The sequence below is a fragment of the Salinicola acroporae genome (assembly GCF_003206615.1).
In the GTDB taxonomy this organism is placed as follows: Bacteria; Pseudomonadota; Gammaproteobacteria; order Pseudomonadales; family Halomonadaceae; genus Salinicola; species Salinicola acroporae.
The window spans coordinates 92,416-118,466 of the sequence record NZ_PZJW01000001.1 but is presented as its reverse complement, the minus strand read 5'-3'; the positions used below and the strand labels follow the sequence as shown (position 1 = coordinate 118,466).

Below are 26,051 nucleotides of genomic sequence, written 5' to 3'. Positions count from 1 at the left end.
GAGCGTCGGATGCGCGCCGGAAGACACGGCAACGGCGTTGGCAGAGCGGTGATTCGGTGGATTAAGCCTAGCAGTCCTGGCGGGGGATGACATTCATCCCCAGTGGGTCAGGATGACGCCGCCGAGAATCAGCCCGCCGGCGAGCAGCCGCTCGCGACGCAACGGCTCCTTCAACCAGATCACGCCGATGGCGATGGCGAACAGCACGCTGGTCTCGCGCAAGGCCGCGACCAGTGCGATCGGTGCCTGGGTCATGGCCCAGATGGTGATGCCGTAGGCGCCTAGGGAGAGCGCGCCGCCGATCAGGCCGACCCGCCAGTAACGGCCCAGGTCGGGTAGCGTTCGAACGCCGCGCATGGCCACCAGTGCCAGCAGCATGCCGAAGCCGTCGAGCAGGAACAGCCAGATCACATAGCCGATCGCGTCGCCGTTGGCGCGAGCGCCGCTGCCATCGGCCAGGGTGTAGCCGGCGATGAAGGCGGAGGTCGTCAGGGCGTTGACCAGCGAGGCGCGTTCCAGGCGTGGCCCCTTGCCGCCTCGGAAGGCCATGCACAGGATGCCGAGGACCAGCACCGCGATTCCCGCATAGCCGATCCACGAGGGGTTCTCGCTGAGCGCGAAGACGCCGATCAGCGTCACCAGCAGGGGCGCGCAGCCCCTGGCGATCGGGTAGATCTGGCCGAGATCGCCGACCCGGTAGGCGCGGGCCAGGAAGATGTTGTAGCCGATATGCAGAACCGCCGATACCGCCAGCCAGGGCCAGGCTTCCGCCCGCGGCAGCGGCACGAAGGCGACCCCGGCGAGGGCGATCACGGCACAGGCGACCTGAATCAGCGAGATGCTCAGCAACCGGTCGAGTCCGACTTTGACCAGCGCATTCCAACTGGCATGCATCAGGGCGCCGGCCAGCACGGCGAGGAAGACGGGCGTCGTCAACGTGAATCCTTAAGCACAGCGAGTCCGTGGGGTAATGACGGTACGCTCGTCATTCGATTGTCACATCTTGCCACAGGCTTCAGGTGATCGTCGCCCTGCGCCACGGTAGGATGGCACGACCACGGATCGGTGCTCATCGGTCCCCGTCGCCCCGTGAATCCCGGAGAACGGATGTTCAGCGTCCTGCATGCCAATCATCTCGAAGACCTGCACGACCTGGCACTGGCGCTGATCAAGCGCCATCGGCTGCCGCCACTGACCCCGGAGACTTTCCTGGTGCAGTCCAACGGCATGGCCCAGTGGTTGCGCCTGTCGCTGGCCGAAGCCGATGGCATCGCCGCTTCGGTGGATTTCCCGCTGCCCTCGAGCTTCGTCTGGCGTGCCTATCGCGCGGTGCTCGAACAGGCCGGAGGGGAGGGCGAGGGGCAGTCGATTCCGCTGCACTCGCCGTTCGACAAGCGACCGCTGGCGTGGCGCATCTTCCGACTGCTGGAGGGCGCGGTCGCCACGGCGCCGGTCGTTTTCGCGCCGCTCGCCCACTACCTGGGAACCGGCCCGGAAGGTACGGTGCCAGACGATGCACGAGAGGAGTCCGGCAACGAGGCCCGCGCGACGGCAGGCACCGAGCGCCTGGCGGCCGAGCAGGCGGAGCGCAAGCGCTGGCAACTGGCGGTCCGTCTGGCAGACCTGTTCGACCATTATCTCAACTACCGCCCGGACTGGCTGGCGGCATGGGAAGCAGGGGAGGACTCGCCCCGGGACCTGCCCGCCGATCAGCGCTGGCAGCCAGCGCTGTGGCGGGCGCTGATCGATGACGCCGGACCCGACGAGCGGGCGTTTCACCGCGCCAACCTGCACGGCCGTTTCCTGCACGCCGCCAGGCGACTGCGGCGCTGCCCCAAGGGGTTGCCGCCGAGGATCTTCGTCTTCGGCATCTCGGCGCTGCCGTCGCAGACGCTGGAGGCCCTGCATGCGCTCTCCGGTGTCATCGATGTCTTTCTGATGATCACCAACCCCTGCCGTCACTACTGGGGCGATATCGTCTCCGACCGCGAGGCGATCAAGCGCGCCGGGCGGCTCTCCGCCGGGGCGGTGGCGCGCCAGCAGGCTCGCCACCCCGAAGCGCCCTGGCTCGAAGCGCTGGACGAGCAGGCGCTGCATCTCCAGGCCAACCCGCTACTGGCTGCCTGGGGCGCCCAGGGGCGCGATTTCATCGTCGGCCTCTACGAGTTCGAGAGCCAGGATGGCGGTTTCGACGTCGAGACCGATCTCTTTCGCGACCCGGCGGCGGACGATGAGTCGGATGCCGAACGAGCGCCGCTGCTCAACCAGTTGCAGCAGGACATCCTCGATCTCAGGCATCCGGGAGAGCGAGCCCGGGAGGGCGGTAAACGCACGATTGCGGTGGACGACGCCTCGCTGTCGCTGTTCAGCGTGCACTCGCCGCTGCGCGAGGTGGAAGTGCTGCACGACCGGCTGCTGGCGGCCTTCGACGAGGCCAGCGCCCGGGGGGCGCCGCTACGACCGCGGGACATCCTGGTGATGGTACCGGAGATCGACGTCTACGCCCCCTATATTGAGGCGGTCTTCGGCCGATTGCCCGCCGACGATCCGCGCCATATCCCCTTCACCATCGCCGATCAGATTGCCAGTGAGGCGCATCCGATGATGGTGCTGATCCTGGCGCTGCTGGAACTGCCCGAACGGCGGCTGGGGGTGAGTGAACTGCTCGACGCGCTCGATGTGCCGGCGTTTCGGGCCCGTTTCGCCATCGATGAAGCCGAACTGCCGCGCCTGCGGCGATGGCTTTCGGAGAGCGGCGTGCGCTGGGGGCTTTCGGGTGCGCATCGCCAGACGCTTGGGTTCCCGGCGCTGCATGAGAACAGTTGGGCGTTTGGGCTCGAACGCATGCTGCTGGGCTATTCAACCGGCCCGCTGCCGCCGGGGCCCACCGGTCCGCTGCCGCCGGGCGGGGGCCACGGGTCGATACCCACTGACGCCGCCTGGCAGTTCGATGCCATCGTACCCTACGACGAGGTGGGCGGGTTGGAGGCGGACCTGGCGGGCCGGCTTGCCGAGCTGATGCAGGTCGTGGCCGCCCAGTGCGAGGCCCTGAGCGGGGCCGCCACGCCGGGCGACTGGCTGATGCGACTGCGATCGCTGATGGAGGCGCTGTTCGCGCCGACCGCACTGGACGAGCACGATGTGCTGGCGCGGGTGGACCAGGCGTTGGGCCGCTGGCAGCAGAGCTGCGAGCTGGCCTCGTTCTCGCAGCCGATCGGCCTGGCGGTGGTGCGTGACGCCCTCAGAGCCGAGCTCGACGACGGCGGCCTGGCCCAGCGCTTCCTCGCCGGCAAGGTCAATTTCGCCACGCTGATGCCGATGCGCGCCATCCCGTTCCGGCAGGTCTACCTGCTGGGGATGAACGACGGCGCCTATCCTCGAACCCGCCAGCCCCAGGATTTCGACCTGATGGCACAGCGCCCGCGCCCGGGGGATCGCTCGCGCCGCGACGATGACCGCTACCTGCTGCTCGAGGCGCTGCTCTCCGCCCGCGAGCGGCTGACACTTTCCTGGGTCGGCTTCGACCAGCGCGACAACACGCCGCGACCGCCCTCGGTGCTGATCGGCGAGCTGCTGGATACGCTCGAGCAGGGCTGGCGTCCGGCCGGCCATCCGGGTGATCGCCCGGCGGTGGACGACGAGACGGCGCTGGCGGCACGGCTGATCGAGGCCCACCCGCTGCAACCGTTCTCGCGACGCTACTTCCAGGCCGACGATCCACGCTACACCTTCGATGCCAGTTGGGCACCATTGCACGACACCCGCGACGATACCGAACGGGACACCGGGCAGAACGTCACCGAGCCGGCTCCGCCCCAGCCGCCGGGCGAAGCGCTGGGGCTGGCCGACCTGCAGCGACTGCTGCGCCGGCCCTGGAGTGTCTATCTCGGCCGCCTGGGCGTGCGATTCCAGGATGCTGAAGTCCCCGACGAGGATAGCGAGCCTTTCGTCCTCGATGCGCTGGAGGATCACACCGTCAAGCGCGAGCTGCTGGACGCCGGGCGCCGTGGCGAACCGCTGGCGCAGATGGCGGACCGGCTGCGTCTGACGGGACGGCTGCCGGCGGCCGGTTTCGGCCTGGCCTCCATCGAGCCGACATTGAAACGCCTGGAGACGCAACTGGAGACCTGGCGGCGATTGACCGCGACCGCCAGCGAGCGGGAACCGCCACTGCTGCGTTTCGACGCAACGGCTACCGACGGCGTGCCGCCGCTGGCGCTGGAGGCACGCGTCGAAGGACTGTTCACGGACGAGCAGGGCGGCTGGCAATTGCTGACGCTGGAAACCAGCCATTTCGGTCACTTCAAGCCCGAGGGCGACGGCCCGTGGAAGAAGCTCGGCAAGCCGCATCGACTCCATGCCGGCTATCTGCGCTGGCTGCTGGTCAATGCGGCTGGCGAGTCGTCGTGTCACTGGACGGCAATCTTCGAGGATCGCTGTCTCGATTTCCCGCCGCTGGAACGGCTCGACGCGAGGCGGCGGCTGACGGCGTGGTTGGCGAGCTGGTGGCGGGCCTGGTACAAGCCGCTGCCGGCCTCGGGGGAGCTGGTCCGCACGCTGTGGGGCCAGTGCCATGCCGAGACGCTGCAAGCCCTGGCAGCGGGAGAGGCGCCCGAACCGGCATTGCGGGAACGTCTCGGCGCGGACTACGAGGCCGGCAACTACCAGGTCGCGGCGCTGGTCCAGCGGGAGGGCGGCCTGGGCCAGCTCTGGCGTGACTTCGAGGCGTTCGAGGCGGCCGGCGGCGTGGCCGAGAGCGTTCGCCACTACCAGCCGCTGCTGGAGGCGATGCGGCAGGCGTCGCAGCGCATTCATCTCTCGGGGGCCGACTCATGACCGACAGCCGCGACCGTGCCGATGCCGCGATGGACGAGGGGGTCGTCCCGCTGGTGCTCGACGGCCTGCCGTTGACCGGGCGACATCTGATCGAGGCCAGTGCCGGCACCGGCAAGACCTTCACCCTGGCGGCACTCTACGTTCGGCTGGTGCTGGGGCCGCTACCCGGGCGCGAGACGGTGGATTTCCCGTGTCCGTTGACGCCGCCGGAAATTCTGGTGGTGACCTTCACCGAGGCCGCCACCGCCGAGCTGCGTGGGCGTATCCGCGCGCGCCTCAAGCAGGCGCGCAACTGGCTGCTGGCCAGCCCCGAGGACCGCGCCGACCCGGTGTTGGCGACCCTGCTGGTACCGCTGGCGGCGGCGGGAGAGGCCGCCTGCCGGGGTGGAGCCAAGCGGTTGGACCAGGCCGCGCGGCTGATGGACGAGGCGGCGATCTTCACCATTCACGGCTTCTGCCAACGGATGCTGACCCGCCACGCCTTCGACGCCGGGGCGCGGTTCTCCGCCGAACTGCTGCAGGACGGACAGACGCTGTTGGCCCGAACGGTGGAAGATTACTGGCGCTGTGAGTTCTATCCGCTCGACGAGCGCTGGCAGCGTCAGATCCGCTCGCGCTGGAGCGGACCGGATGCCCTGTCGACCGCGTTGCGGCCATTGCTGAAGGATGGCGAGCCACAGCCGTTGTGGGTGGACGGCGTGGCGGTATCGGCGCCGGCATCGCTGGCGGCACTGCTCGGCGGCTTCGAGCGTGAGATGGAGCGCCGCCAGGCGATCGAGTCCGCCCTGCGCGCGCACTGGGATGAGGAGACGATCCGCCAGACGCTGCAGGCGGCGTTCGACGCCGACGCGCTGAAGAAGAACAGCTACAAGCCGGAAGAGCTCGAGGCCCGCCTTGCCGGTTTCCGGAGCTGGCTCGAACAGGAGACCTTCGACAAGGCGGACGATGTCACCGACAGCAGCGGGCGTTTCTGGCTCGGCCAGGAGAAGCTGGCGGGGGCGACGAAGAAGAACGCGGCGGTGCCCGAGCATCCGTTCTTCGGTTGGCTGGATCGACTCGCCGAGGCCGGCACGCCATTCGATGCGATTGCCTCCCAGGTGCTGGTGCATGCCCGCGACCGAATCGCGAGGGCGTTCGCGGAGGAGAAACGGCGCCGCGGACTATGGGAGTTCTCGGACCTGCTCAACGATCTCGACGCCGCCCTGGCGCCGGGCAGTAACGGTGGCGATGCCGGGCTGCGGTTGGCGGCGCGCATCCGCCAGGAACTGCCGGTGGCGCTGATCGACGAGTTCCAGGATACCGACCCGGTCCAGTACCGGATCTTCTCGCGGATCTATCGGGCGCCGGAGAGCGACCCGGCCACCACCGCGCTGCTGATGATCGGCGATCCCAAGCAGGCGATCTACGCCTTTCGCGGTGCCGACATCCACACCTACCTGCGCGCGCGTCGGGCGACACCGAGCCGCTTCACGCTGATGCGCAACTTCCGCTCGACGCGGCCCATGGTCGAGGCCACCAACGCGCTGTTCCAGCGTCACCCGCAACCCTTCGGTAGCGACGAGATACCGTTCGTGGCGATCGGCTCCCAGCCCAAGCCAACGCGCTTGGTCGACCGCGATGGCGGGCCGGTGGCCGCGCTGGGGGTGTGGTGGCCGGATACCGAGCGCTACAGCCAGGGCGATTATCAGGCGACGATGGCGGCGGCCACCCGGGCCGAGGTCCAGCGGTTGCTGGAGGGCGAGTGGCGCTTCGCCGGCGACTCCGGCGAGCGGGCGGTCCAGCCGGCCGATATCGCCATCCTGGTACGTAACGGGCCGGAAGCGCTCAAGGTGCGACGGGCGCTCGCCGACGGCGGGATCCGCAGCGTCTATCTCAGCGAGAAGTCGAGCGTGTTCGACACCCCGCAGGCGTTCGAGCTGTTGCAGCTGTTCGAGGCAGTGGCCCAGCCGCGCCAGGATGCCCGGCTCAAGGCGGCACTGGCGACCCAGTTGCTCAACGATTCGCCGCGGGCCCTGGAAGCGCTGCTGGCTGACGAGCTGGCGTGGGAGCGCGAGGTCGAGCGCTTCGGCGACTATCATCGCCAATGGCAACGGCGTGGCGTGCTGCCCATGTTGCGCAGGGTGATGCAGGATTTCCGCGTCGCCGAACGGCTGGCCCAGCGCGTCGACGGCGAGCGGGCGTTGACCGACCTGCTCCATCTCGGTGAGCTGGCCCAGAACGCCCAGCAGCGGCTCGACGGCGAGCAGGCGCTGTTGCGCTGGTGGCACCGGGCGCTGCAGGAGGGCGTCGCGACACTGGACAGCCAGGCGCTCAGCCAGCGTCTGGAGAGCGACGAGGATCTGGTCCGGGTGGTCACCGTGCACAAGTCCAAGGGCCTCGAATATCCCATCGTCCTGCTGCCGTTCGTCTGCTCCCACCGGCCGGCGGAGCCGGATCGCCGGACCGGACTGCTGGCGTTGAGGCCGCCCGGGGGCGAGGGTAGCGTGCTGGTGGCCGCCCCCGATGACGACCACAAGCGAGAGGCCGAGCTGGCGCGTCTCGACGAGGATGTCCGCCTGCTCTACGTCGCCTTGACCCGTGCCGTCTACGCCTGTCGCCTGGGGGTCGCCCATGTCGCTCGCGGGCGGGGCCAGGGCGGCTGCCTGCACGAGACTGCGCTGGGGCGGTTGCTGGGCAGCGCGCAGGCGGACGATGGTTCGGCGCTGCTGGATCGGCTGCGGCAGGGCGAGCGCGACGGCTGGCTGGCGATCGAGCCGCTGCCCGAACTGCCGGATCACCGGCTACGAACGACGATGGCCGCCCCGGAAACCAAACCGGCGCGGATCTTCGACGGCAAGATCGACGATGACTGGTGGATCGCCTCCTACACCGCGCTGATTGCGGACGCCCGTCGCGCCGTGGGCGAGGAGGAGACATGGGACGGCGACACTACCGGCGATGGCGGGGGCGAGGATGCCGTCGCGGCCAGCGAGGATCTGCCGGCGACGCTGGACATCGAGGTCAGCCGCGAGCGGGATCCGGTGCCGCGACCCAGTATCCGCGCGCTGTTCGATTTCCCGCGGGGGCCGCGCCCGGGAACCTTCCTGCACGGCTTGCTGGAAACGCTCGACTTCGATCGCCTGGACGACCCCGGCTATGCCGTAGCGCTGCGCCGGGAGATCGGCCGCCGTCTGGCGACCAGCGGGTTCGATGCCGAGTGGTCGCCGCTGCTGGAGACGTTGCTGCTGGAGCGGCTGCGCTCGCCGCTGATGACCGTCGACGGCCACTCGGTGCGTCTCGATCGCCTCGAGTCATGGCGGCCCGAGCTCGATTTCTGGCTGCCGGCATCGGCGGCCTGGAGCGAGCCGCTTGACCGCCTCGTCTCACGGCTCGAGCCGCTTCCCGGCCGGCGCCCCCGGCTGGCGCCGCGCAAGCTCAACGGCATGCTCAAGGGCTATATCGACCTTGTCTTCGAGTCGGGAGGGCGCTGGTACGTCCTCGACTGGAAATCCAATCATCTGGGCGATACGCCGGACGACTACCAGGGCGAGCGCCTGGCCGCGGCGATGGTGGATCACCGCTACGACCTGCAGTACGTGCTCTACGTGCTGGCGCTGCACCGCCTGCTCGAGTCGCGGCTCGAGGATTACGACTACGACCGGCACATGGGCGGCGCCTGCTACGTCTTCCTGCGGGGACTTTCCGAGGCGTCGTCCTCCAAGGCGCCGCTCTCCAATGCGCCCGAAGATGCGCCTGAGTCTGCCATGGCGGCCCAAGACGCGTTCGAGTCTGGCATGGCGTCCGAAGTCGCGCCCGGGGTATTCCACCGGCGCCCGTCGCGGGCGCTGATCGAGGCGCTGGACGCGTGGCTCCAGGGTGACGCCGGGCCGGCCGGCGCGTTGCTGCGACAATCCAAGGAGATTCCGGCATGAACCGCCGACCGTCGACGACGCCTTCGAATCGGAACGCGCACCCCGGCTCGCCGGGCGAGGGCCAGTTCTCGCTGGCCCTGGATGGTGACGATACCGCGGCGTCGCCGACCGTCGCTGCGCTCACCCGCGAGACCCTGTTGGCGGCGCTGTCGCTGTGGGTGGCGCTGGGCTGGCTGCGCCAGCTCGACCGCCACTTCGCGCTCTTCCTGCTCGAACGCGATCCCGCCGCCGATCCGCTGGTCGGCCTCGCTGCGGCGCTGGTCAGCCATCAGGTGGGCCGGGGCCATGTCTGCCTGTCGCTGGCCCGGGTGCTGGACGCGCCGCGCTCCGCGCTGTCGTTGCCGCCTCTGGAGAACACGGACGAGCACGCGTCGTCGGAGGCGGTGGTGCTGCCGGAATCCCTGCTCGACCCGGTCACGCCGGCGCAATGGCTTGCCGCGTTGATCGAATCCTCCACCGTTGCCGAGGCGACGGCGGCAGAGGGGCTCGCCACGCCGCTGGTCGTGGACGGCGACCGGGTCTACCTGCGCCGATACTGGCAGGCCGAGAGCGGGGTGGCGGCGCGGCTTCGACAGCGCCTGGGGCCACCACTGGCGGTTGCCGAGGAGCTGGCCGGGCGGCTGCAGGCCCTGTTCGCCGACAATCGGCGCGAGGAGGGCGAACCCGACTGGCAGCGCGTGGCGTGCGCCCTGGCGTTGCGGCAGCGGCTGACGATCATCTCCGGCGGGCCCGGGACCGGCAAGACCACCACCGTGACTCGACTGCTGGCGCTGCTGCAGGAGCAGTCGTTGTCGGGTGACGGCGAGCCGCTCCGGATACGGCTCGCCGCGCCCACCGGCAAGGCGGCCGCTCGGCTATCGGAATCGATCGCGGGAGCGGTCGGCCGCCTGGAGGTCTCCGATGTCGTGCGCGCCGCCATACCCCAGGAGGCGCAGACGCTCCACCGGCTGCTGGGGGCGCGCCCGGACACGCGCCATTTTCGCCATCATGGCGAGGCACCGTTGAGCCTCGACTTGCTCGTCGTGGATGAGGCCTCGATGGTCGATCTCGAGATGATGGCGGCGCTGCTCGACGCGATGCCGGCGAAGGCCCGCCTGATCCTGCTCGGCGACAAGGATCAACTGGCTTCGGTGGAGGCAGGTTCGGTGCTGGGCGATCTGTGCGCGGGGGCCGGCGACGCTGGATACTCCGAGGCGACGCGCGACTATCTTCGGTCGATCGCGGGCGAGTCGTTGCCCGTGGCCGCCGTGACCAACCCGCTGGCCGATCACGTGGCCATGCTGCGCCGGAGCTTTCGTTTCCGGGCGGACAGCGGCATCGGGGCGCTCGCCAGGGCGGCCAACGCCGGCGATGGCCGTGACTTCACGCGACTGCTGGCCGCGGGTTTCCAGGATGTGGAGACGCTGGATATCGACACGGCGGCATTCGAGCGAGCCGTGGTGACAGGCTACCGTCCGCTGTTCGAGGCGCTGCGCGGCGGGGCGGACGTGGCATCGATTCTCGCCCTGCAGGGCCGCTTCCAGGTGCTGTGCGCGCTGCGCCGCGGGCCCTGGGGCGTCGAGGGGTTGAACGACCGTATCGCCCGGGCGTTATGGCAGCAGGGCTGGATCTCGCGCACCGAAGGGTGGTTCGCCGGGCGCCCGGTGATGGTGACTCACAACGACCCCCAGTTGGGTCTCTACAACGGCGATCTGGGGCTGACGTTGGCCGATGACGCCGGCCGACTGCGGGTCTGTTTCCCGCAGGGCGACGGTATCCGCCAGGTACTGCCGTCGCGGCTGGATGCCGCGGCGACGGCATTCGCGATGACCGTGCACAAATCCCAGGGATCGGAGTTCGAGCACGTCCTGTTCGCGTTACCGGCGCGGGCCAATCCGATCGTCACCCGGGAGCTGATCTACACTGGCATCACGCGAGCCCGCTCGCGGCTGACGCTGGCGCAGGGCGGCAACCACGAGCGGACGTTACGCGAGGCGATCGCCCGGCGGGTGGTCAGGGATAGCGCAATCGCGGAACGGCTGCTGGGCTCGCCGGCGCCATCGACGTCAAGCGGTTCGTCAGGGAGTGAAACATGAGTGTCCACAAATGGCAGGAGCTGACCACGACGGAGATGGCCGAACTGGTCGACGCGGGGACGGTGGCGGTGCTGCCGCTGGCGGCGATCGAGCAGCACGGTGCGCATCTGCCGCTCTCCACCGACCTGGACATCGGGCTGGGCCTGCTCGAGGCGGCAACGACAAGGCTCGCGCCGGATCGGAACGTGATCCTGCTGCCGCCGCTGGCGCTGGGTTCGAGCCTCGAACACGCCGGATTCTCCGGCACGTTGAGCCTACTGCCGGAGACGGCGATCGCGGTGATCGAGGCGCTGGGCGAGGCGGTTCAGCGCGCCGGCATCCGCCGGCTGGTGCTGTTCAACAGCCACGGCGGCAACAAGGCAGTCATCGACCTTGCCGCGCTCAAGCTGCGCGCAAGGCACGCCATGCTGGTGGTCAAGGCCAACTACTTCCGCTTCGCGCCCCCGGCGCAGGCGCTTCCCGCCGAGGAGCTCCGCCATGGTTTGCATGGTGGTGCGCTGGAGACGTCGATGATGCTGCATCTCGCTCCGGACAGGGTTCGTGTCGCCCGGCTGGCCGACGCGGTCTCCGAGGGTCGGATCCGCGAACAGGCTGGATCGACCCTGGGGCCCGAGGGGGACGCTGGCTACGCTTGGCTGGCGCAGGATCTTCACGCCAGCGGGGTGACCGGCAACGCGACCCTGGCCGACGCCGAGACCGGCCGTCGGCTGGTCGACCATTTCGGCATCCGGCTGGCGCAGGTGATCGAGGAGGCGGGGACATTCGATCTCGCTACCTTGCGCCACCGCCATCCGGCGTCGGGATGACGCTTAGCGCGCCACCGGGCGCCTGAGAGGCGTGGACGATTTACCCTCGCCGTCGTCAAGCACCTCTTCCAGCCAGTGGCCGGCGCGCTTGGCCTTGGCATCCAGATAGCGTCGGTTCTGCTTGGTCAGCTTGCCGTAGATGCCGCGACGGTTGACCACCTCGACGCCGCCCTGGTCCATGGCGGCGATCTTCTCGGGATTGTTGGTCAACAGTTCGATCCGCGCGATCTCGAGCTGCTCGAGCATCTCCAGCGCGACTTCGTAGGTTCGCTCGTCCTCGCCGAACCCGAGTACCTGGTCGGCGTCGACCGTATCCAGGCCGCCATCCTGCAGGGTGTAGGCGCGCAGCTTGTTGGCCAGCCCGATGCCCCGACCCTCCTGGGCGAGATAGAGCAGGACGCCGCCGCCGCGTTCGTCGATGGTGCGCACGCTCTCGCGCAGCTGCTCGCCGCAGTCGCAGCGCAAACTGCCGAAGAGGTCACCGGTGAGGCAGGCCGAATGAAGACGCACCGGCACCGCATCGCTCCATTCGGCGCGATCGCCGATCACGATCGCGATGTGCTCGCGCATGCCGTCGGCCTCCCGGAACATGACGAAGGTGGCGCGCTCGGCGTGGGACAGCGGGATCTCCGCGTCACTGGTGCGTTTGAGGAAACGCGACCGGCTCCCGGCGTAGGCGTCGATCTGCTCGGCGGCGACCGCCAGTACCGTACCCTCCGCGACCAGCGCCTCGACCTGGGCGCGTTGCGCCTGGCTGACCTCGGCGACCACGGCCGCGGGGATCAGTAGGCCGATTCGCATCAGATCCAGCGCCGCCTCGCTCGCCGGGGCGGCGGCGACGGGCTGGCGATCCACGGGCAGCCGCCGCGTTTCGTCGCTGGCCCAGGCGACGATGGCTTGGGCACCATCGTCGGGGTCGACGGGTACCAGCCCTACGCGGGGGCCGAAGTCGATGCCCAGCCGCGCCAGGCGATGGCGGGTCAGCGCCAGGGCGGCCGAGTTGCCGGCGAGCGCCGGCAATGCCGTCAGTGCCTCGTCGTCGCAGCCCTCGAGCGGGTGGACCACCACGTCGCCGCTGGCGGCCCGCACGAGCACCGGGAGGCCGCGCCGCAGATCGAATATCGCGCGCTCTACCTGTCGCATGATCGTCTCCTTATCCTGTCGTCCATGATCAGTCTCATCTGTGATCGCTATCCGTGATCGGCACCCGAGGCCCGGGGTGGGGGACCGGCGAGGGGAGTCGGAATGATGGCGCCCACCGCCGAACGCACTCCGCGCCAAGGTCGATCTTTGCTACGCTGTGATGCCGTCTGGCCAAGGAATGACCGTGACTGCCTCGTCCGATAACCCCACTCACGCCGTGACTCCCACCGTGCCCGTCGCCCTGGCCTGGCGCTGGCTTCGCCAAGTGGCGGCCCTGACCCGTGACGACTCGTTCGACGGGACCGTCGTCGATGGGCATCGTCGCCTGGAAGTCGACGCCGGCGGCGGCTGGCGCTGCAGCCATCCGGTCGACGAGGAGGCTGCGCAACTGTTGTCGATCTGGTTGCCGTGGTGCACGACCTCGGTGCGCCGGGGGCCGTGCGTCATCGCCCAGTTGGGCCAGAGCCTGGATGGCCGTATCGCGACGGTCACCGGTGCTTCCCACTACGTGACCGGAAAGCAGAGCCTGGTCCATCTGCATCGAATGCGGGCGCTGGTCGACGCGGTCGTCGTCGGTGCTGGTACGGTCGACGCCGACGACCCGCAGTTGACCGTGCGCCATGTCGAGGGCGACAACCCGCTGCGGGTGGTGCTCGACCCCCGGGGGCGGGTACCGGCCGATCGCCACGTCTTCTGCCAGCCGGCGGCGCCGACCTGGCATCTCGTCAACGAGGGCGTCGGGGGCCACGGGCTCGCGACGCATGTCAGCGTCACGCCGTTGCCGCCGGAGGCGGCGGGCTTCGATCCCTCGAGGGTTCTGGCGTTGCTGGCCGAGCAGGGTCATCGTCGGATCCTGATCGAAGGCGGCGGGCTGACGATTTCCCGCTTTCTCGAGGCGGACTGTCTCGACCGATTGCACAGTGTCGTCGCGCCCATGCTGATCGGGTCCGGCCGTCCGGCGCTGACGCTGCCGGAGATCAAGACGCTGGACATGGCGCTGCGGCCAGCCTGTCGCCATTTCTGCCTTGGCCGGGATATGTTGTTCGATCTCGACCTGCGTGACCGAACGCCAGCGGTGTCCTGATCTCATCCGGGATTGCCCTCCGATACCAGCTTGCGGCGAAGCGAGACTGCCCGGTTCCCCCGACGGTCCCACAACAGCACTCCCAATCCCGGCAGGCTGGCGGCGAGTACGAGCAGGCCGTAGGCCACGGACAGCGCGACGCCCTCTTGGGCCGGGAGGCCAGCCAGGGGCCAGATCACCGCGGCGGCGCCTTCCCGTAGCCCCCAACCCGCGACGGTCAAGGGGATCGCCATGGCCATCAGTAGGGGCGGGATCAGCGGCAGCAACTGCCAGAGCGGCCGCTGAAGGCCGAGGGCCTGGGCGGCGCAGAGAAAGACGGCGACGTAGGTGGCGATGACCAGCAGCGAGCTGACCAGCTGGGCGGGCCATACCGACGCCGTCAGCAACGCCCGCCTGATGTCCCGGCCGAAGGTTGCCAGGGCCCGCCCGCGTCGCCGCCTCGAGACGCCGACGATGATGCCGACCAGTAGCAGTGCCGCCAGCAGCAGCCATGCCAGGGTCGTCGCCCAGGTTTGCCATGCCTGAACGATGCCGTGGCGTAGCGCCGGCGAGAGCGAGACGGCGGTGACCGCCACCAGCAGCAGCGCCACCTGGCCGGAGGCGCGCTCGATGATCACGGCGCGTAGCGCTGGTCCCGAGGGCGATGGCTGGTCGCCACTGGCGTTTGTCGGGGTATTGCCGTGGCGCCAGGCCCGAGCCGCGTCCCCCAGGACGCCGCCCGGCAGGACCTGATTCAGGAAGGTGGCCAGGTAGTACTCGCGGATGGCCGTGGGCCACCGTAGCGCGATGCCGACCCGATGCGCGGTCATTCTCCAGCGCCAGGCCGAAATCGCGATCTGGGGGAGGCCAAGCAGGACCGCGAGCGCAACCCAGGCCGGCGATAGCGCCATGAGCCTCTCCAGCAACTGGCCGGTATCCAGTCTCCACGCCAGTACGCCCAGCAGTGCCAGCGTCACGGCCAGCCGTAGCCACGGCGACAACCACCGATTCACGCTCGCGCTCCTGGGGGCGTTGCGTCGGACGGGGTCGCCAGCAGGTCCCGATGACCCACGGTCAACGTCACTTGGCCACGCCGCAGGCCGTCGAGATGGTGGCCATGCCACTGGTCGACACGATCCCGCTGCTGCGGCAGTTGCTCGTGAAGCGCCTTGCGCCAGCCGGCCATTAGCGCTTCGGTGAGAGGCTGCGACTCCGGCCCGAGTCGCCAGGGGGTGGCGGCTTCACGGATATGGTAGCCGCGACGGTGGAAGCTCTCGCGAAGTCTGCGGGGGGCTTCGCCGCCCACCGCCGGGCCACCCCCCTTGTCGCGATGTTGATGGGCCTGGAGCGCGGCGAGCATGAAGCGATCGTCATCGTCTTCAAGCGCACTGCCGCTGGCGTCGTGGAAACGGATCAGGCCATCGATACTGAGCGCGAACAGTACCGCGCAGCCGCTACGCTGGCAGGCATCGGCCAATGCCTCGATGGCATCGGCCGTCAGCAGGTCGAATAGCGCCGAGGCGGTGACCAGATCGGCGCCTTCCAGGTGGTGCTGCCAGGCCACCGTCAGGCTCATTTGGTTGGTCTCGAGATGGATCGGTTGGTCGTCGGCACTCGCCAGCGACTCGCAGCGCTGTCGGGCCTGAGCCAGCAGCCCGGCGTCGTGATCGATCAGCCGCCACCGCTGGGCGCCCTGCAGGCGGGGTGCGAGGTAGCGCAGGTTGGAGCCGCTGCCGCAACCCAGGTCAACCAGGGTGCGTCGTGTCCTGAACGACCGCGGGTCCCCCGGCTGGTTCGTTGCGGCGCGGCGCATCAGCCATTGATCTGCGGCGTGGGTGAGCTGGGCATCTCTTGCCCTGTGATCGGCGGGCTCCCTCAGCGTCAGCCATTGATCGCTGAACAGCGCGTCGGTGGCGGGGGGCGTCGAGGTCGGCATCAGCGCATTGCCTCTCTCGTGTCCGAGCGCTTCAGGGCCTGACCGAAGGCGGCGGCGGCGGCGTGCCAGTCGGTCAGGGTATCGCGACACGCGCTGGCCCCTTCCCGGTAGCGCTGGTAGGTCTCCGTGTCTTGCAGCATGCGTTCGAGCGCATGACGCAGCGCCACCACGTCTCCCGGTGCCACCTTGATACCGGCGCCGTCGGGCAGCGTATGGGCCAGGGCGCCGCCCGTCGTGGTGACGACCGGCAAGCCATGGGCGAGCGCTTCGGTGACTACCATGCCGTAGCCTTCGTAGTGCGAGGGCAGCACGAAGAGATCGGCTTGCCGGTAATGCTCGGACAGGCGCTCGGCGGGCTGCGAGCCCAGTAACCGGATACGTTCGCCCAACCCGTGTTCGTCGATGGCCTTGCGCACCTTGGCGACGTAGGTGTCGGCTCGGTCCAGCGCGCCGATCAGATCGCACTGCCACGGCAGCGAGGTCAGGCCCGCCAGCGCTTCGACCAGCAGATCCTGGCCCTTGCGCGGCGTCACCGTGGCGATACACAGCAGGCGAGGCGTGCCGCTGCCATCGCCGCTCGCCAGGGGGCCGGGCTCGACGCCAGGCTCGATGACCGCGATCTTCTCGGCCGGCACCTGGAAGTCGCGAAGCCGCCGGGCGGTGAAGACGCTGGTGACGATGACGCTCCCGGCCGCGGCCAAGGCGCGGGTCTCGCTGATGCGGAAGCGCTGCTGCTCCGGGGCGCCCAGGCCGGTTTCGTCGGCGAGAGGGTGGTGCACCAGCGCGGTGATCGACAGCCGCGACGCGTGACGCTCGACGATGGCCGGTAGCCCGCCCATGGCAAGCCCGTCGATCACGGCCCGGCTGCCGTCCGCCAGTGCGGTCAAGGCGCTGTCCAGGGCGTGGGCGGCGACGGCATCCGGTTCGGGAAAGCGTCCCTCGAGCCCGACGACGTCGACGTTCCAGCCGGTGGCGCGCAGCGCCTCGGCGATGCGCGCATCGTAGACGTAGCCGCCGGTCAACTGGCCGGGGTCGCCGGCGACGATCAGCGTGAAGTCGCTCATAACCCCCCTTCGTAGCTCGCCCAGGCCACGTGGGACTCGTGCAGGGTCACGGTCAGGGCGGTGAGATGGCGGCCGCCGTCACCCAGCTCGCCCTCGCGGATGGCGTGGGAGAGTCGGTCGAAGACGACCTTGGCCATGAATTCGGTGGTGGTGTTGCGGCCCTTGAATTCGCCGATCTCGTCGAGGTTGCCCAAGGTGAATTCACCGAGCACGCGCTTCAGCGTCTCGCTGGCCAAACCGATATCGACGACGAGATCGTCCTGGTCGAGCTCGGGGCGCTTGAAGGTGGCGTCGACCACGTACGTCGCGCCGTGAAGCTTCTGCGCCGGGCCGAAGGTCTCGCTGTTGAAGCTGTGAGCGATCATCATGTGATCGCGAACGGTCAAGCTGAACATTCCTCTCGCTCCTTGCTGAGTCGGCCGTATGGGGCCGTTGCCGAATTTGCGTCTTGCTGTCCCTGGCGAACCGGCCTGGCGAAGCGTGCGATGACCGGGCTGGCACCATGAGGTACGTCGCGTCAGCCGTAGCGGATGCGCTGGCAGAGCGTATCGTCGTCACGCTGGCTCAGTCGCTTGAGCGTTTCGGGCAGATCCCGGAAATGGCTCTCTCCACTGATCAGCACGTCCAGACAGTCGTGATCGAGCAGCGCCAGTGCCAGCGCCAGTCGCCGCTGGTGATTCCAGCGAGGGCGGTGTCCGGGCGATACGCTGCCGACCTGACTGGAGCGCAGCGTCAAGCGGCGGGCGTGAAATGCCTCGCCGAGTGGCAGGTTGACCTCGCGGCTGCCGTACCAGCTCATTTCCAGCACGGTGGCCTCGAACCCCGCCAGTGAGAGGGCACTTTGCAGGCCGGCGTCCGATGCGCTGGCGTGCACGACCAGATCCTGTTCGGCCTCGGCGGTTTCGGGGGTGTGGAAGTCCACCCCCAGTGCTTCGCCGAGGAAGCGCTTGCGCTCGTCGATATCGATCAACTGGACGCGCGTCCCGGGCAATCGGGCGCAGAGCCAGGCCACCAGGGCGCCGACGACGCCAGCGCCGACGACGCTGATTCGGTCGCCGATTCCCGGCGCCGCGTCCCACAGGGCGTTGAGCGCCGTTTCCATGTTGGCGCCGAGTATCGCGCGCTGCGGGGGCACGCCGGGTGGCAGCGGCACGACGTCGTCGACGCCGACCCGGTAGTGGGTCTGGTGAGGGTGAAGGCAATAGACATAGCGCCCGTGCCAGTCATGCGCTCCCTGCTCGACGACGCCGACATTGGAGTAGCCGTACTTGACCGGGCCGGGGAACTCGCCGCTTTGAAAGGGCGCCCGCATCCGCTGGTATTCACTCGCCGGTACCTGGCCATTGAAGACCAGCGTCTCGCTGCCCCGGCTGATGGCGGAGTAGCAGGTGCGGATCATCAAGTCACCGCTGACACTCAGCTCGGCCTGGCGAATTTCGCCGTTGCCGTTGCCGAGAGACCAGAAGGCGTGAGCGTAAGGCGTCGTCATTGCGGTATCCGTTCCTTGGGGCAGATCGGGTGGCGGTTCATCGTCCTGCTGAGAGTATGGCAGAGTATGGCGAATTGGAATTGTACAAATGGTGTACAAGAATAAAATGATGAATAAGATTTCTTCGCTTCGATGGCGGCGTCGAAGGGCCGCCGAGGCGAAGTGCATGGCCTGGAAGTCGGCCATCTCTCGGCGTTGCTGGCCCCGTCGATCGCCACGATGACCCGCCATTCTCGCAAATCGGTCGAATTGCATCCAAACTTGTACCGGTAGCGTATCGATTGGAGAAGGGCATCGCGCTCTGGCGTCACGACAGGTCGGGGCGCGAGCCATCATCAGGGAGGAGGTCGCCGATGCGACACTCATCGACACGTATCTCGGCAGCGGCTTCCCGGCGGGGAAGATCCCTGCGCGGCTGGGTCGAGATGGGCGCGGGGCTCGCACTGGTCGGCCTGCTCACCGAGTGGGTGCACTGGGCATTCTCGGCACCATCGGGCCTGCGTCTCACGGCCGGCGGCATCTACCTGGCGATCGCCACGGCAGTGCTCTGGGCCTGGCCAGCCTCGCGGCAGGGGCTCGGCTGGGCGAACCGTGTCACCCTGCTCCGAGCGGTGCTGATCGCGGTCGTCGCCGGCGTCGTGGTCTATCCGGATTTCATCCAGCGCCACGCCGAAGGTATCGCAGCGTTGTCGTTGCTGGCATTGGCCCTCGACGGCATCGATGGTTGGGTGGCGCGACGGACTGGGTCGTCGAGCGCCTTCGGCGCGCGATTCGACATGGAGCTGGATGCGTTTTTCATCGTCGTGCTGTGCGTGGCATTGATCGCCCTGGACAAGGTGGGGGCCTGGATTCTGGTCATCGGACTGGCCCGCTATGCGTTCCTGATCGCTGGGTTCTACACGCCGTGGCTCAATCGCACCCTGCCAGAGAGCTATTTTCGCAAGACGGTCTGCGTCTGGCAGGTGTCGACGCTGATGGTCTGCCTGCTTCCCTTCGTCGAACCGTCATGGGCGACCGCTTTTACGCTGGTCGCGGCACTATTGCTGGTCCTTTCGTTCGGCCGCGACATCGTCTGGCTCTGGCGTCGTCGTCCTGCCGGAGACATCGAGCTGTGAGCGGCGTCGCCGTCTCGCGCGATTTTTGGGTCGATTTCCCCGCAAGGAGTTCGTCATGAGACGCGCTTGGTTGAATCTTCTCCCCGCACTGGCGCTGCTCGCGTCGTCGCCGGCAAGCGCCGAGCCGCAGCGCTTCGATATCGATCCCGAACATTTCTCCATCGCGTTCATGGTGGATCATCTGGGTTACGAGAACCTGCTTGGGCAGTTCCTGAAGGGCGAGGGCACCTTCGTCTACGATCGCGAGGCGCAGCGGTTGGTCTCGGCGGAGGTCACGATCCAGGCCGCCAGCGTCTTCACCAATCTCGACGCTCGTGACGAGCATCTGCGGGGGCACGACTTTCTGGATGCGGACCATCACCCGCGGATACATTTCGTAGCCACGGATTTCGAGCCCTCCTCCCCGACGACCGGTACGCTGAATGGCAAGCTCGCGCTGCTGGGGCGCACCGAGCCGGTCACGCTGGACGTCACGTTGAACCGGGATGCGGTCTATCCGTTCGGGCACAGGCGGCCCACGCTGGGATTGTCGGTTCGGGGCGCTCTCGATCGTAGTGACTGGGGGATGGATTATGGCGTCGACAACGGTATGGTCGGTGATCATGTGACGCTGATCTTCGAGCTGGAAGCGATCCAGCGGGATGCCCTCTCCCGCTGACGTGAGGGTTTCACGATCTCGTCACTACCGACCCAACCATTGTCAAGGATTGTCATGGCGCAGGAAGCCTTCACCCTCGTCGGCGAGCGAATCGAACCGGGCACGCGCCGGCAGGTCGATGTCCCGGTGGCCAAGCTCTATACCCACGCGCCTATGCATATTCCGGTAGAGGTGGTCCACGGTCGCCAGCCTGGCCCGGTGTTGCTTGTCTGCGGCGCGATTCACGGCGACGAGCTCAATGGTGTCGAAATCGTGCGCCGGCTGTTGCGGCTGCCGAACTTGTCGCGATTGCGCGGGACGCTGATCGCCGTGCCCGTCGTCAATGTCTTCGGCTTCGTCCAGCAGTCGCGATACCTGCCGGACCGGCGCGATCTCAATCGCTGCTTCCCGGGGAGTGAGGGCGGATCGCTAGGCTCTCGCATCGCCGCACTGATGCGGGAGGAGATGGTCGATCGGGCCACCCACATCATCGACTTGCACACCGGTGCCATTCACCGCACTAACCTGCCCCAGATTCGTTCCCAACTGCGCCAGAACCGCGAAACCCATGCCATGGCCGAGGCGTTCGGCGTGCCGGTAATCCTCAACGCGGAGCTGCGCGAGGGGAGCCTGCGCGAGTACGCCCAGAATCGTGGCGTTCCCGTGCTTACCTACGAGGCTGGCGAGGCGCTGCGCTTCGACGAGTGGGCGATCGCGCCCGGCGTGAGGGGAATCCGGCGTGTGATGCGCCTGATCGGCATGCTGCCGGCCGACAGCCGCCGGCGTACGCCACCTCCCGCCGAAGTGGCCAACGGTTCGAGCTGGGCCAGGGCGCCGATCGACGGCATTCTGAGGCCGCGCGTCAGACTGGGTGCGCGGGTCGCCAAGCATCAGTCGCTGGGCGTGGTGGCCGATCCCTTCGGCAACGATGAAGCGCCGGTCGTGGCCAACGCTGATGGCATCGTCATCGGCATGAGCAACCTGCCGCTGGTCAACGAGGGCGAGGCGCTGTTTCACGTCGCCCGTTACCAGGAGATCGACGATGTCGAGAACGCGGTGGAGAGCTTCCAGTCGCGTTACGAGACGACCGGCTTCTAGGCGCGCTCTCGGGCTGGCTCGGCCAGCCCACGCTCGTCGACCAGGCCGATAGCGTCGTCGTAGACGCTGATACCGGCGCCCTCCTTGTGGGCGCTTTCCGAAAGGTAGCGTCGGAAACGCCTGCCGCCGGCACAGCCCTGGAACAGCCCCAGCAGATGCCGGGTGATATGGTTGAGCTTGACGCCTTCAGCCAGCCGTTCCATCACGTAGGGACGAAAGGCCCGCGCCGCCTCGTGGCGGCTGGTGGCCGGGGGCTCGACACCGTAGAGGGTGCTGTCGACGTCGGCCAGCAGCCACGGATTCTGGTAGGCCTCCCGACCGATCATCACGCTATCCGCGCCAGCGTCCAGATGCCCCCTGCAGGCTTCCAGCGTCTTGATACCGCCATTGATCCCGATATGCAGTTCGGGATGCTGTGCCTTGAGCCGATAGATGCGGGGATAGTTGAGTGGCGGGACGTCGCGATTCTCCTTGGGAGACAGCCCCTGGAGCCACGCCTTGCGGGCGTGCACGATGAAGGTGTCGCAGCCGGCGCCAGCGACCCGATCGATGAAGCGCTCGAGATCGGCATCCTCGTCCTGGTCGTCGATCCCGATGCGGCATTTCACCGTAACGGGAATCGATACCGCGCGGCGCATGGCGGCGACGGCGTCGGCCACCTTGTCGGGATAACCCATCAGGCAGGCGCCGATCAGATTGTTCTGCACCCGATCGCTCGGACAGCCCACGTTCAGGTTGACCTCGTCGTAGCCCCACGCCTCGGCGATGGCCGCGCATTCGGCCAGTTCACCGGGATCGCTGCCACCCAATTGCAGCGCCAGCGGATGCTCGACAGCGTCATATCCCAGGAAACGCTCCCGCGGCGAGCCATGCAGAATCGCGCCGGTGGTGACCATCTCCGTATACAGTAGCGTGCGGCGAGTCAGACAGCGGGCGAAGGCACGATAGTCCCGGGTGGTCCAGTCCATCATGGGCGCGACGGAGAAGGTCCTGTCCAACGCAGGCCGTGTGGTTGTAGCGTTCCCACGGTTTGTGGCGTGTTCGGTCATGGCCATAACTGGTTGTGTTTACATTGGTTTTGCCGCGTTTTACGTGTCGTGTAGTCACAAACCTGGCACCGTGCGGCGACCGGATTTGTCACATGTCGGGAGGGGCTGTGGCCACCATCGTCGAGCGGCGGAAAAAGGACGGCAGTTTCTCATACCTGGCTCGGATCCGCATCGCCCGCCGAGGGAGAGAGGATGATACAGAATCGCGGACCTTCCCGCGCAAGGCGATGGCCGAAGAATGGGCCAAGCGCCGAGAGCTGGAGCTCAGCGCGCCGGGCGACTTCCGGTGGCGTGGGGCGGTAGCGCGCCATTGCAGGGAAGAGAGGGCTTCCGTGACAGCGAAGTCCTTCTCGATGCGGTGCGCCGACATAGATGAATCCGGCCCAAGGCTGTAGTCAGGCGACCCGGTGTTCGGGGAGTGCGGGTAGCGTCGTTCATGGTGGTGCCGCCAGGTTCTCCCGAAAGGATATTTCGAGCGGGCTTCACTGGATCATCACGGGCTTGACCTCAAGTAAAGTCGAGGAATTACGCTGCGCTCGTCGTTCAGAGGAGCTCCATCATGTCAGCTATCGTTCCACTCTCCGGCCAGGCGATGGCCAGCGTCGATCTATCAGCCTATTTGAAGCGTATCGGACTCTCGGGTGCCTTGCCCCCGACGCTGGGGACTCTACGCTCCATCATGGCCCATCACATGGCCTCCATTCCCTTCGAGGCTATCGATGTATTGCTGGGGCGGGAGATCTCGCTCGATCCGACCGCCATCGATGACAAGATGCTTCGTCGACAACGGGGAGGTTACTGTTTCGAACACACCAGCCTGCTGCAGCGTGTGCTGCAAGCGCTGGGGTATTCGGTGGAAATCCATCTGGCCCGGGTATGGGTCGGCCACGAGCTGGAAGGCCCTGCCCCGGCCGCGACACATGCATCCTTGAAAGTGGTAGTGGACGACGCCCTGTGGTTGGTGGATGTCGGTTTCGGCAGTTTCATGCCCAATGAGCCGCTCGTCTGGCAGCCGGAGCGTCCCCAGCAGTATGCCCACGGTGCTTATCGGCTGCGCAAGACGATGAGCGGCTTCATGGTCGAGTCGCATCATGATCACGTCTGGCAGGCCCTGTACGAAGTTCTCGATTTTCCCTGGGAGCCCATCGATTGCCAGATGGCCAACCACTATGTATCCCGCTACCCGGAATCACACTTTCGCAGCCGGTTGATGGTGGCCATGACCACACCTGAAGCGCGTTACACCTTGGCTAGCAATCGGTTGAAGGTGGCGCGGGTGACGGGAGAGGTCGAAGAGCGCTACCTCACGGTCGAGGAGATGGTCGACACCCTTGGCGAACGATTCGGGTTGAACGTCGAGTCCTGCTGGATTCCGGTACTGGAGCGCATCGCCGCTTCTGCACAGGCCCAGGACGAAGCCGCATCTTCATGAGCAAGGAGGAGGATAACCGCGCCAGGCGTCGTCTCTGGATGGACCATCACGTCAGCCGCGCGAGAGGCCAGTGCTGGTGTGCGCGGCGCTCATGGCGGCCTATCGATTTCGGCGATAGTCGCTTTCGAGGTCTTCGATTCGCATGCTAACTGTCTCGTTCCCATAATGTCATCAACGGTCAAGGCCCAGTGGCCAACCGAAGAAAGAAAACGAAAAAACATCATTGGAGAACGAATCATGAAAACTTCCATTCTCGCGGCAATCGCACTGGCCATCGCGCTGCCCACGGCCGCTCAGGCCAATAGCGCTCAGGCCGAAGAGGCCTTTGCCAGCCAGCAGCAAGCACTGAACACACAGCAGACTTCCGAGTTCCAGACGCTGCCGACCCAGTACCGAATCAATCCGGTCGATGGTGGCCACAGCGACGCCGCCGACGAGGCCTTGACCTATGTCTCCGCCAGTACCATGCGTGCTACCAATATCCCGGCGGGTAACGACGGCTTGGTCGGCGGCGGGCAAAGCGTGGCGGCCGCTCAGGCGCTGCAGAGTGTTGGCCAGCCAACGGATCGCGGCCATGTCGAAATGACGTTTGCCAGCATCGACTGAGCGCCACGCAGGATCGCAGTCACAGAACATTCTGTCTCGCGCCCCGAGAGTCCGGGGCGCCTTCGTGAGACCTCCCGTCGTCGCCAATCTCCCTGGTCCTTCGCCTGACCAGGGTTTTTTTCTGCCCCGCCGGCCTGGTTTCAATGCGCCGTCGAGCGGTCGTGCGGCATTACCGGGCGAGGGATCGGGTGGCGGTGGCCTTGGCCGGAAGCGACTTGCGGGTCGACGTTCAGGCCAGGCACAGCGATTCCGAGGCGCACGGCGCCAAGTCCAGGGCGTCGGGCTCAAGTCATCGGGGTGCTGGCCGATAGAACAGTCACCAGACGGTCTGAGGCGCGAGTTCATTGCCGGTAACCGGGCGGATGTCGATGCGATTCGGATTCGCTATTGGTTCGTGTCGCTTCCCTGCGACAACTTCGACCCGGTGCATATGGCGACTCTTTCCGTGTGCCACCGGGTCGCTTTTTCTTCCGCACTTCGTCCTGCCACGCTGACCAGAAGGCGGTCGATGGGCGCGTTCTCATGGCAGGAAAACCGACAGTCTGACTACGTTACCGGGTTACCGGTCCGGCTCGGGTAATCATACGGGGAGGGGCGAAGCAACTCGAACGAGGGAAGATGACTATCGGTTGATAATCGGCAGCGAGTCGGAAGATGGTGCCCGGAGTCGGGCTCGAACCGACACGGTGTTGCCACCGAGGGATTTTAAATCCCTTGCGTCTACCAATTTCGCCATCCGGGCTGGACGTATTCGGCCACTTTTTTTCCGGGGCCTTGGCCCAGGCTGAGCGCCGTTGGCCGACATGACGATCGAATCATGAAGGATTCACCGCCAAGAAGAAGTGGAGGCTGGAGTCGGAATCGAACCGGCGTACACGGAGTTGCAGTCCGCTGCATAACCACTCTGCCATCCAGCCTTTCGTCGATTCACTGCAGATATGTCTTCCGATCTGTCATTACCATGACAATTCGCGTCGAATCGGCAGGATCGAGATTCGTGTTTGGAGCGGGAAAGGAGATCGACCGGGCTGGCGTTCCAGCTCCCGACCTTCGCTTACCGTTTCCATGACACTTCGTGTTTGGAGCGGGAAAGGAGATTCGAACTCCCGACCCTCGCCTTGGCAAGGCAATGCTCTACCACTGAGCTATTCCCGCTGAACACGCCGTCGCATTATAAGGATAAGTGCGTACCTGTCAAACGCTTATGTCACTTTTCGCTTATAGCGAGCGGGTGAGTTCCGGCCACGCCGCCCTGAGATACTGGATCATCGACCACAGGGTCAGACTGGCCGCTGCATAGAGCAGCACGATGCCGATGTTGGCGATCGGAGAGAGCGGCGGGAAGCCCAGAAGCAGCAGCAGCGAGATCATCTGCAGCGTGGTCTTCGACTTGCCGATCCAGGAGACGGCTACCCGCTTGCGCTGCCCGATCTCCGCCATCCACTCGCGCAGCGCGGATATGACGATCTCGCGACCGATGATGACCAGTGCCGGCAGCGTCAGCCAGAACGCCTCGTAGCGCTCGATCAGCAGCGCCAGGGCGACGGCGACCATGACCTTGTCCGCGACGGGATCCAGAAAAGCGCCGAACGGCGTGCTCTGGTCCCAGCGCCTGGCGAGGTAACCGTCCAGCCAGTCGGTGATGGCCGCCAGCCCGAACAGGGCTGCCGTCACCAGCAGGCTCCAGGCGTAGGGCAAGTAGAACAACACCACCATTAGCGGGATGAACACGATTCTTGCCAGAGTGAGCATATTGGGAATGTTCATCGTGCCGCTAGCGTCCTTACTGGG

General features: G+C 67.0%; 19 protein-coding genes and 3 tRNA genes. 10 read left to right on the top strand and 12 right to left on the bottom strand.

Annotated features, from left to right (window positions below):
- Positions 1-93: 93 nt before the first annotated feature.
- The gene (locus tag DOM54_RS00515; protein ID WP_110714478.1) at positions 94-936 is read right to left on the bottom strand and encodes an EamA family transporter; all 843 of its coding nucleotides are present in this window, start codon (positions 934-936) and stop codon (positions 94-96) included.
- Between the two features lie 171 nt (positions 937-1,107).
- Here DOM54_RS00515 and recC point away from each other — a divergent pair, with 171 nt between their 5' ends.
- From recC to DOM54_RS00495, 4 genes are read left to right on the top strand one after another with little or no spacing between them, the layout of a single operon-like run.
- Positions 1,108-4,836, top strand: a complete 3,729-nt coding sequence (gene recC, locus DOM54_RS00510; RefSeq protein WP_110714477.1) for an exodeoxyribonuclease V subunit gamma — start codon at positions 1,108-1,110, stop codon at positions 4,834-4,836.
- Positions 4,833-8,747 (top strand): exodeoxyribonuclease V subunit beta, encoded by a 3,915-nt coding sequence (gene recB, locus DOM54_RS00505; RefSeq protein WP_110714476.1) that lies wholly within the window; start codon positions 4,833-4,835, stop codon positions 8,745-8,747. The genes recC and recB overlap by 4 nt, the downstream gene beginning before the upstream one ends.
- Positions 8,744-10,822, top strand: a complete 2,079-nt coding sequence (recD, locus tag DOM54_RS00500; protein ID WP_110714475.1) for an exodeoxyribonuclease V subunit alpha — start codon at positions 8,744-8,746, stop codon at positions 10,820-10,822. The genes recB and recD overlap by 4 nt, the downstream gene beginning before the upstream one ends.
- Positions 10,819-11,628: a creatininase family protein gene (locus DOM54_RS00495; RefSeq protein WP_110714474.1), complete on the top strand. Its 810-nt coding sequence runs from the start codon at positions 10,819-10,821 to the stop codon at positions 11,626-11,628. The genes recD and DOM54_RS00495 overlap by 4 nt, the downstream gene beginning before the upstream one ends.
- Before the next feature lie 3 nt (positions 11,629-11,631).
- Here DOM54_RS00495 and ribA read toward each other — a convergent pair whose 3' ends face one another.
- Positions 11,632-12,771: a GTP cyclohydrolase II RibA gene (ribA, locus tag DOM54_RS00490; RefSeq protein ID WP_110714473.1), complete on the bottom strand. Its 1,140-nt coding sequence runs from the start codon at positions 12,769-12,771 to the stop codon at positions 11,632-11,634.
- Positions 12,772-12,955: 184 nt separating this feature from the next.
- Between ribA and DOM54_RS00485 the strand changes: the two genes are divergently transcribed.
- A complete protein-coding gene (locus DOM54_RS00485) occupies positions 12,956-13,855 on the top strand; it encodes a RibD family protein (RefSeq protein WP_240613717.1) in 900 nt (299 codons plus the stop codon).
- A 2-nt stretch (positions 13,856-13,857) separates the two neighbouring features.
- Here DOM54_RS00485 and DOM54_RS00480 read toward each other — a convergent pair whose 3' ends face one another.
- From DOM54_RS00480 to DOM54_RS00460, 5 genes are all read right to left on the bottom strand, one after another.
- Positions 13,858-14,847, bottom strand: coding sequence for a lysylphosphatidylglycerol synthase transmembrane domain-containing protein (locus tag DOM54_RS00480; RefSeq protein ID WP_162619733.1), 990 nt, complete (start codon positions 14,845-14,847; stop codon positions 13,858-13,860).
- Positions 14,844-15,770, bottom strand: a complete 927-nt coding sequence (locus DOM54_RS00475) for a class I SAM-dependent methyltransferase (RefSeq protein ID WP_110714470.1) — start codon at positions 15,768-15,770, stop codon at positions 14,844-14,846. The genes DOM54_RS00480 and DOM54_RS00475 overlap by 4 nt, the downstream gene beginning before the upstream one ends.
- The gene (locus DOM54_RS00470) at positions 15,770-16,834 is read right to left on the bottom strand and encodes a glycosyltransferase family 4 protein (RefSeq protein WP_110714469.1); all 1,065 of its coding nucleotides are present in this window, start codon (positions 16,832-16,834) and stop codon (positions 15,770-15,772) included. Before DOM54_RS00470 ends, DOM54_RS00475 begins: the two co-directional genes overlap by 1 nt.
- Positions 16,831-17,229 carry a 6-pyruvoyl trahydropterin synthase family protein gene (locus tag DOM54_RS00465; RefSeq protein WP_110598314.1) on the bottom strand — a complete coding sequence of 133 codons (399 nt, stop codon included), beginning with the start codon at positions 17,227-17,229 and terminating at the stop codon, positions 16,831-16,833. The genes DOM54_RS00470 and DOM54_RS00465 overlap by 4 nt, the downstream gene beginning before the upstream one ends.
- Positions 17,230-17,351: 122 nt before the next feature.
- Entirely contained in the window at positions 17,352-18,323 is a 972-nt protein-coding gene (locus tag DOM54_RS00460) for a zinc-dependent alcohol dehydrogenase (protein WP_110714468.1), read from the bottom strand.
- A 353-nt stretch (positions 18,324-18,676) separates the two neighbouring features.
- On the opposite strand from DOM54_RS00460, the gene DOM54_RS00455 reads away from it, so the two are divergent.
- The 3 genes from DOM54_RS00455 to DOM54_RS00445 are packed head-to-tail and all read left to right on the top strand — an operon-like array spanning position 18,677 to position 21,173.
- A complete protein-coding gene (locus DOM54_RS00455; RefSeq protein ID WP_110714467.1) occupies positions 18,677-19,438 on the top strand; it encodes a CDP-alcohol phosphatidyltransferase family protein in 762 nt (253 codons plus the stop codon).
- Positions 19,439-19,493: 55 nt separating this feature from the next.
- Positions 19,494-20,096: a YceI family protein gene (locus DOM54_RS00450; RefSeq protein ID WP_110714466.1), complete on the top strand. Its 603-nt coding sequence runs from the start codon at positions 19,494-19,496 to the stop codon at positions 20,094-20,096.
- A gap of 54 nt (positions 20,097-20,150) precedes the next feature.
- Positions 20,151-21,173, top strand: a complete 1,023-nt coding sequence (locus tag DOM54_RS00445; RefSeq protein ID WP_110714465.1) for a succinylglutamate desuccinylase/aspartoacylase family protein — start codon at positions 20,151-20,153, stop codon at positions 21,171-21,173.
- On the opposite strand, the gene dusA is transcribed toward DOM54_RS00445, so the two are convergent.
- Positions 21,170-22,222, bottom strand: coding sequence for a tRNA dihydrouridine(20/20a) synthase DusA (dusA, locus tag DOM54_RS00440; protein WP_110714610.1), 1,053 nt, complete (start codon positions 22,220-22,222; stop codon positions 21,170-21,172). The genes DOM54_RS00445 and dusA overlap by 4 nt on opposite strands.
- A gap of 559 nt (positions 22,223-22,781) precedes the next feature.
- Here dusA and DOM54_RS00430 point away from each other — a divergent pair.
- Complete coding sequence (locus tag DOM54_RS00430; RefSeq protein ID WP_110714463.1) at positions 22,782-23,654, top strand: arylamine N-acetyltransferase family protein; 873 nt, start codon at positions 22,782-22,784, stop codon at positions 23,652-23,654.
- A 237-nt stretch (positions 23,655-23,891) separates the two neighbouring features.
- Positions 23,892-24,260 (top strand): hypothetical protein, encoded by a 369-nt coding sequence (locus DOM54_RS00425; protein ID WP_110714462.1) that lies wholly within the window; start codon positions 23,892-23,894, stop codon positions 24,258-24,260.
- 655 nt (positions 24,261-24,915) lie between these two features.
- Here DOM54_RS00425 and DOM54_RS00420 read toward each other — a convergent pair.
- From DOM54_RS00420 to pgsA, 4 genes are all read right to left on the bottom strand, one after another.
- Positions 24,916-25,002, bottom strand: a tRNA-Leu gene (locus DOM54_RS00420).
- Positions 25,003-25,103: 101 nt separating this feature from the next.
- Positions 25,104-25,177: transfer RNA gene (locus DOM54_RS00415), tRNA-Cys, on the bottom strand.
- Between the two features lie 163 nt (positions 25,178-25,340).
- Positions 25,341-25,415, bottom strand: a tRNA-Gly gene (locus tag DOM54_RS00410).
- 63 nt (positions 25,416-25,478) lie between these two features.
- On the bottom strand, positions 25,479-26,027 hold the full coding sequence (gene pgsA, locus DOM54_RS00405; RefSeq protein ID WP_110598305.1) for a CDP-diacylglycerol--glycerol-3-phosphate 3-phosphatidyltransferase: 549 nt from the start codon (positions 26,025-26,027) through the stop codon (positions 25,479-25,481).
- Between the last annotated feature and the right edge of the window lie 24 nt (positions 26,028-26,051).